Source organism: Ornithinibacillus gellani, from assembly GCF_003730295.1.
In the GTDB taxonomy this organism is placed as follows: Bacteria; Bacillota; Bacilli; order Bacillales; family Amphibacillaceae; genus Ornithinibacillus_A; species Ornithinibacillus_A gellani.
This window is the reverse complement of record NZ_QTSZ01000033.1, coordinates 1-5,518: the sequence shown is the minus strand read 5'-3', so window position 1 is coordinate 5,518 and position 5,518 is coordinate 1. Positions and strand designations below refer to the sequence as shown.

The following is a 5,518-nucleotide window of genomic DNA, read 5'->3' as shown; positions in this document are numbered from 1 at the left end:
GTGAATTGGTTTAATAATATTCGAATTCATGGATCGTTGGATTATTTAACGCCGATGGAATATAAACACAAACATCAGACAGAATTGAGCAAAATTTAATCATAAACAAGTTACCCTACCTTAGAAATTTTGTTCAGTTTAGTGTTGACATTCCAGATTCCTTTAGTGGGGTCTTACAGCCAGTTAATCTGTGATAAAGTGAAACTTCAATCAGTGGGGTTTTCGCCCTTCCACCACTGATTGTTAGTTGAACCAATCAGGCCTTTTACTGGCTGTTGATCCCCCACTTACATTCTTGTTATCAATAAAGATTCCTTTAGTGGGGTCTTACAGCCAGTTAATCTGTGATAAAGTGAAACTTCAATCAGTGGGGTTTTCGCCCTTCCACCACTGATTGTTAGTTGAACCAATCAGGCCTTTACTGGCTGTTGATCCCCCACTTACATTCTTGTTATCAATAAAGATTCCTTTAGTGGGGTCTTACAGCCAGTTAATCTGTGATAAAGTGAAACTTCAATCAGTGGGGTTTTCGCCCTTCCACCACTGATTGTTAGTTGAACCAATCAGGCCTTTACTGGCTGTTGATCCCCCACTTACATTCTTGTTATCAATAAAGATTCCTTTAGTGGGGTCTTACAGCCAGTTAATCTGTGATAAATGCGAGCAGCAAATACTAAATAATTATATAAGCTTTAGAGCAAAAACTCCCCCTTAAAACAAGAGGAGTTTTTGTTTTCTTAAATATTGCTTTCTTTCATATGGGAGATTTGTAAACAGTCAGTCGCCAAATCTAATTCATATCTATCCATCGCGAATAGCCCCCGATATCGGTTCCCTCCTCTACTGTTGAATCACTTTCAAAACCGGATTCATCAACATGAGCAATTCAGAAGAAATTTCGTGATATTCTACATGCTAGGATAAAGAAGAATCATAAGATCATTCTCACAACACAAATGCTCACGAAAGGAGAAATAATAATGTCGGAAAAGAAAATCAAATTACCTATGTTTTTCTCATATTTTGAATGGGCTTTCGACGACACGAGGACACTGTCCCAAAAAAAGAAAGGTACTTCCTTAAAGAAATCGTTCAAATCTGATAGTAGCAATTTATCAATGATTGAGGTTGATAAGGAATACTTTTTCAATGGGCCAGAAGGTAAAGTTAGCTTGCTTGATTTATTCGATAGTAGGAATCAGCTCATCCTCGGTCACTTTATGTTTGACCCGAATTGGGATAAGGGCTGTCCAGATTGCTCGTCAACTGCCGACCAAATCTCAGACGTCTCTTTGAAATATTTGCGGAATCAGGACACTTCTTTTGCCTATGTCTCTCGTGCACCGCTGGAAAAAATAGAAAGGTACAAGTATTCAATGGGCTGGAGTTTTCCGTGGTACTCCTCGTTTGACAGTAACTATAACTATGATTTCAAGGCAACAACGGATAAAGGTGAGATGCCTGGTGGAAGCGTCTTCCGGCGTAAAGGGGACAGCATCTTTCAAGTTAAAAATACCGAAGCAGCAAATTAAATGCCAAATAAAATCCATGTAAAACCAGCGTTTTTGGAAAGTAAGTTCTATAACAAGATTGCCCGAAAAATGATGAAGCGACAGAACTTATCATAGTTGTAGTGTCTTCAGATCAATGTCTAGAACGATAGGTACACATTGGTGAGAGCAAAGGTTGAAAGCAACATGACTACAAAATAAAAAAAGAAAGAAGGATATTTCGTGAAAACAACCCAATCAAAAGATGGCACAACGTTAGCCTATGATGAATACGGTAACGGGCCTCCCCTGTTATTCATAACGGGGGCTGTCTGTTTTCGCTCGTTTGGACCCGTTTTGCATGATGCAAAAGTATTTGCGAACCAATTTACTGTCTTCAATTATGATCGACGTGGTCGTGGGGATAGTGGTAACACGTTACCATACCACATTAACCGTGAACTAGAAGACATCGAAGCAATGATTGATGTAGCTGGGGAAGCAGTGAACGTTTACGGTCATTCTTCGGGTGCTATTCTAGGTCTGGAAGCTGCAATGCAACTGGGCGACAAAGTAAATAAGCTGGTCATGTATGATGTACCCTATGCTAATAATGAAGCAAATCAAAAAGAATTTATGGAGCTAAGTCAAGGATTATATAGATTGATTGATCGTGGTAAGAATGAAGAAGCGATTGTCTCTTTTTTAAAGGGGATTGACATGCCTCCAGAGGTGATTACTGTATTTCAGCATTCTCCGCAATGGGAAACTATGGTGGCGCTTGCACCAACACTTGCCTATGACACTATTCTTGCTAGTGATTTACCACCCATTAAAAAGGTATCAGATCTTTCAACACCAACTAAAATCATTGTTGGTGAAAATAGCCCTACATCCATTCATAAAGTTGCGAGTCAGTTGAATAGTGCAATTCCAAACGCAGCATACAGTATGCTGGCGGGACAAGACCACATGCCAAACCCTGAAGTGTTGATACCTGTGTTATCAAAATTTCTAAAATAGTACTTTGTCAGCTATAAGATATGGATTTATTTCTTATTAACAAAAAGATCGTCCACAAACCTTTGTATCCGATTGAATGTTAATGGAAAAGCATGACGTATATGGACTGCACGGTTTTCCGTCAGTCTGTTTTTTATTTCAAATAGTGCATATCCAGCTATTACAGTTTTAAAAACATCATTTTCATTAAATATTCACTATTGACCTTTCAGGTAAATAACATTACAATAGGATTTACCTAATAGGTAAACGAAATTAACTTTACATAGGTGGTTATCATGCAGTTAAAAATTATGAATCTGGAACCAAAAAGAAGAGATGTAATATTAAATGCTGCGTTAAAAGAATTTTCCATGAAGGGATTTGATGCTGCCTCAACCAATGTTATCGCAAAAGAAGCTGGGATTTCAAAGGGGCTAATGTTCCACTATATAAATAGTAAAAGCGATCTTTTTCTATTCCTTTATGATTACTGCGCTGACAGAATTAAAAAAGAATATCTTGACGTAATAAATGTGAAAGAAAAAGATATTTTTGCAAGGCTGCGACAATCCTATTTACTTCAGATTGAATTACTACAACAGCATCCTTGGATGTTTGACTTTATTAAGATTTCGGACAGGACAAATTCCGATGAAATCAATAAAAAGCTGGAAAAAAGAGTGAATGAAAAGCTATCACGATGCCAGGAGGAATTATTTGAAATTGTTGATGAAACAAAGTTCAGAGAAGGACTAAATCTTGAAAGATGCAAGCAGCTTATTTTTTGGGCGAATGTTGGTTTTACAAATCAGATACTGGAAGATATTCGTAACTTGGAAATTACCGATTTGGATTATAACAAACTACTTGCTGATCTAGATGGTTATCTTCATGAACTTAAGAAAATCTTTTATAAATGAATGCATCCTAATTTTTCAACCTTCATTCGAAAAAGGATGTGTTCCCAGAAAATAATAGCTTCATCTTCCGCTATGTTAGGAAAGGAAAGGTAACAGACTCATGGAAAAAGTAACCATAGGGGGTCTTAAATGGGAATTCATACAAAGAACCAGCAAGTTGATAAGACTAGTGCTTTAGACAGTAAGCCATCAATTGGAAGTTTCTACAATGTAGAGGGACATCGTATATGGCTCCATCGTTCCAGTTCTGGAAGTCCAGCGGTAGTATTCCTACCAGCTGCCGGGATGGTCGGGCTTGATTACTTAAATCTACATCGTGAAATGAATAAAGATACAACGTCAATCATTTATGATCGATTGGGAACAGGCTGGAGCGATTACGTTAAGCTTCCCCGGAGTGCGCTTGAGGTTACGGATGAATTGCGAAATGTGCTGCAAACTGTTGGTGTTCCGCCCCCGTACCTGTTCGTCGGTCACTCATTAGGCGGTATATATGCACAACGATATGCACAACGCTTTCCAGAAGAGGTTGCTGGGATGATTTTGCTAGAACCACCTCACGAGGACTTTCTCACCAATACACCAAAGTTTAAAAAACGCTACCTTCTTCAGCAGAGTATTACGATCCTTCGAGCACTATTTACTTACAAAAAATCCTATCGTGTTTTGTTTAATCAAATGTTTACAACTTGGCCAGTTGAAATCCGTAAACCCCTAATTGAATATCATCTGAAGACATTATCGAAAACAATGACGGAAAGAAAAAACTTAAATAATGAAATCTACGAAGAAATACGAAAAGGAGGAAAACTGCCGGATATTCCGTTAATTGTGTATACAGCGATGGGAATCGACCCATTCTTAACTCCAATCACAAGTAAATCATTTCTCCGTTATACACTCGATCCATTCAATAATATGAAAAAATACATATACAAAAAATTAGCAAATTCGGTTCCTCAGGGAGAACATCGTATCCTTGAAAATGCAGGACATACGACAATTCACACGGACTGTTCGGATGAGGTTTCCGAAGCAATCAGGGATTTAATTGACTTTAAAAAAAGGAAATTTGGGTAGAGAAATGTGATAAAGTGGAACTTCAATCAGTGGGGATCTTCGCACTTCCTCCCACTGATTGTTAGTTGAACCAATCAGGCCTTTACTGGCTGTTGATCCCCCACTTATCATTCTTGTTATCAACAAAAATTCTCGGTGGGGGAGCTTACAGCCAGTTAATCGGTGATAAAGTGGAACTTCAATCAGTGGGGGGCATACTGCCAGTTAATCTTAAGACATCCAGGTAAAAGTCGATTTGAATGACAGAATAGAGGGATGATATGAATCGTCAATCATTAATCAAAAAGTTTGATAAGCAAGCAAAAAAATATATTAAAAGAAGACAAAATAATCATGCTTATAAATTTCGTCAACGTATTTTTCGAGAAGCTGAAGGAAAGGTATTAGAAGTTTCAATTGGTACTGGACTTAATTTCCCCTTCTACAATAAAAATATTGAATTAACAGGTATAGATTTTAGCCACGAGATGCTAAAGGCAGCACAGAATGCTGCAAGAAATTATCCTTTTAAAACTACTTTTATGCATGATGATGTAGAATCAGTTGAATTTAGCGCAAACAGCTTTGATACGATTGTATCGTCTGGAAGTCTATGCGCTTATCAAAACCCAATCCATGTTCTAAATAATTTTCAAAAGTGGTGTAAGCCAGAAGGAAAAATTCTCTTGTTAGAGCATGGGCTATCCACAAATAAAATGGTGGGATGGATACAAAAATCCTTCAATCCTATCATGCTCAAGTTTGCAGGTTGCCATCAGGACAGAAACATTACTGACATAGTTAAAAAGTCAAATTTAAAAATCATTCAGGAAGAACGCCACTTTGGAGGTTATTTATATCTGATATGGGCTAAACCGTAAGTATTCCGTTCATTGAAAATATCAATACTTAATGTTTGTATTTCGCAAGTGAAAAGTGAACCACTTCGCAATTAAATTTTGAACCACCCTAAAATAAATAATTATTCATCAGTTGATTCGTTTTTTAACCATTCCTGCGTCTCACGCATTCTAAAAGATGGAC

General features: G+C 37.5%; 6 protein-coding genes. All 6 read left to right on the top strand.

Annotated features, from left to right (window positions below):
* The 6 genes from DX933_RS18900 (at position 1) to DX933_RS10265 (ending at position 5,355) form a co-directional block, all read left to right on the top strand.
* A complete protein-coding gene (locus DX933_RS18900) occupies positions 1-99 on the top strand; it encodes an IS3 family transposase (protein ID WP_223805904.1) in 99 nt (32 codons plus the stop codon).
* 881 nt (positions 100-980) lie between these two features.
* The gene (locus tag DX933_RS10285; RefSeq protein WP_123316354.1) at positions 981-1,532 is read left to right on the top strand and encodes a DUF899 family protein; all 552 of its coding nucleotides are present in this window, start codon (positions 981-983) and stop codon (positions 1,530-1,532) included.
* A 201-nt stretch (positions 1,533-1,733) separates the two neighbouring features.
* Positions 1,734-2,513 carry an alpha/beta fold hydrolase gene (locus DX933_RS10280; RefSeq protein ID WP_123316353.1) on the top strand — a complete coding sequence of 260 codons (780 nt, stop codon included), beginning with the start codon at positions 1,734-1,736 and terminating at the stop codon, positions 2,511-2,513.
* A gap of 278 nt (positions 2,514-2,791) precedes the next feature.
* On the top strand, positions 2,792-3,415 hold the full coding sequence (locus tag DX933_RS10275; protein WP_123316352.1) for a TetR/AcrR family transcriptional regulator: 624 nt from the start codon (positions 2,792-2,794) through the stop codon (positions 3,413-3,415).
* 129 nt (positions 3,416-3,544) lie between these two features.
* A complete protein-coding gene (locus DX933_RS10270) occupies positions 3,545-4,495 on the top strand; it encodes an alpha/beta fold hydrolase (RefSeq protein WP_123316351.1) in 951 nt (316 codons plus the stop codon).
* 260 nt (positions 4,496-4,755) lie between these two features.
* Positions 4,756-5,355 carry a class I SAM-dependent methyltransferase gene (locus DX933_RS10265; RefSeq protein WP_123316350.1) on the top strand — a complete coding sequence of 200 codons (600 nt, stop codon included), beginning with the start codon at positions 4,756-4,758 and terminating at the stop codon, positions 5,353-5,355.
* Positions 5,356-5,518: the final 163 nt, after the last annotated feature.

Excerpts from the sequence above, each read along its gene's own strand:
- DX933_RS10270 (WP_123316351.1), top strand. The coding sequence starts at position 3,545 with ATGGGAATTCATACAAAGAACCAGCAAGTTGATAAGACTAGTGCTTTA.
- DX933_RS10275 (WP_123316352.1), top strand. The coding sequence starts at position 2,792 with ATGCAGTTAAAAATTATGAATCTGGAACCAAAAAGAAGAGATGTAATA.
- DX933_RS10285 (WP_123316354.1), top strand. The coding sequence starts at position 981 with ATGTCGGAAAAGAAAATCAAATTACCTATGTTTTTCTCATATTTTGAA.
- DX933_RS10265 (WP_123316350.1), top strand. The coding sequence starts at position 4,756 with ATGAATCGTCAATCATTAATCAAAAAGTTTGATAAGCAAGCAAAAAAA.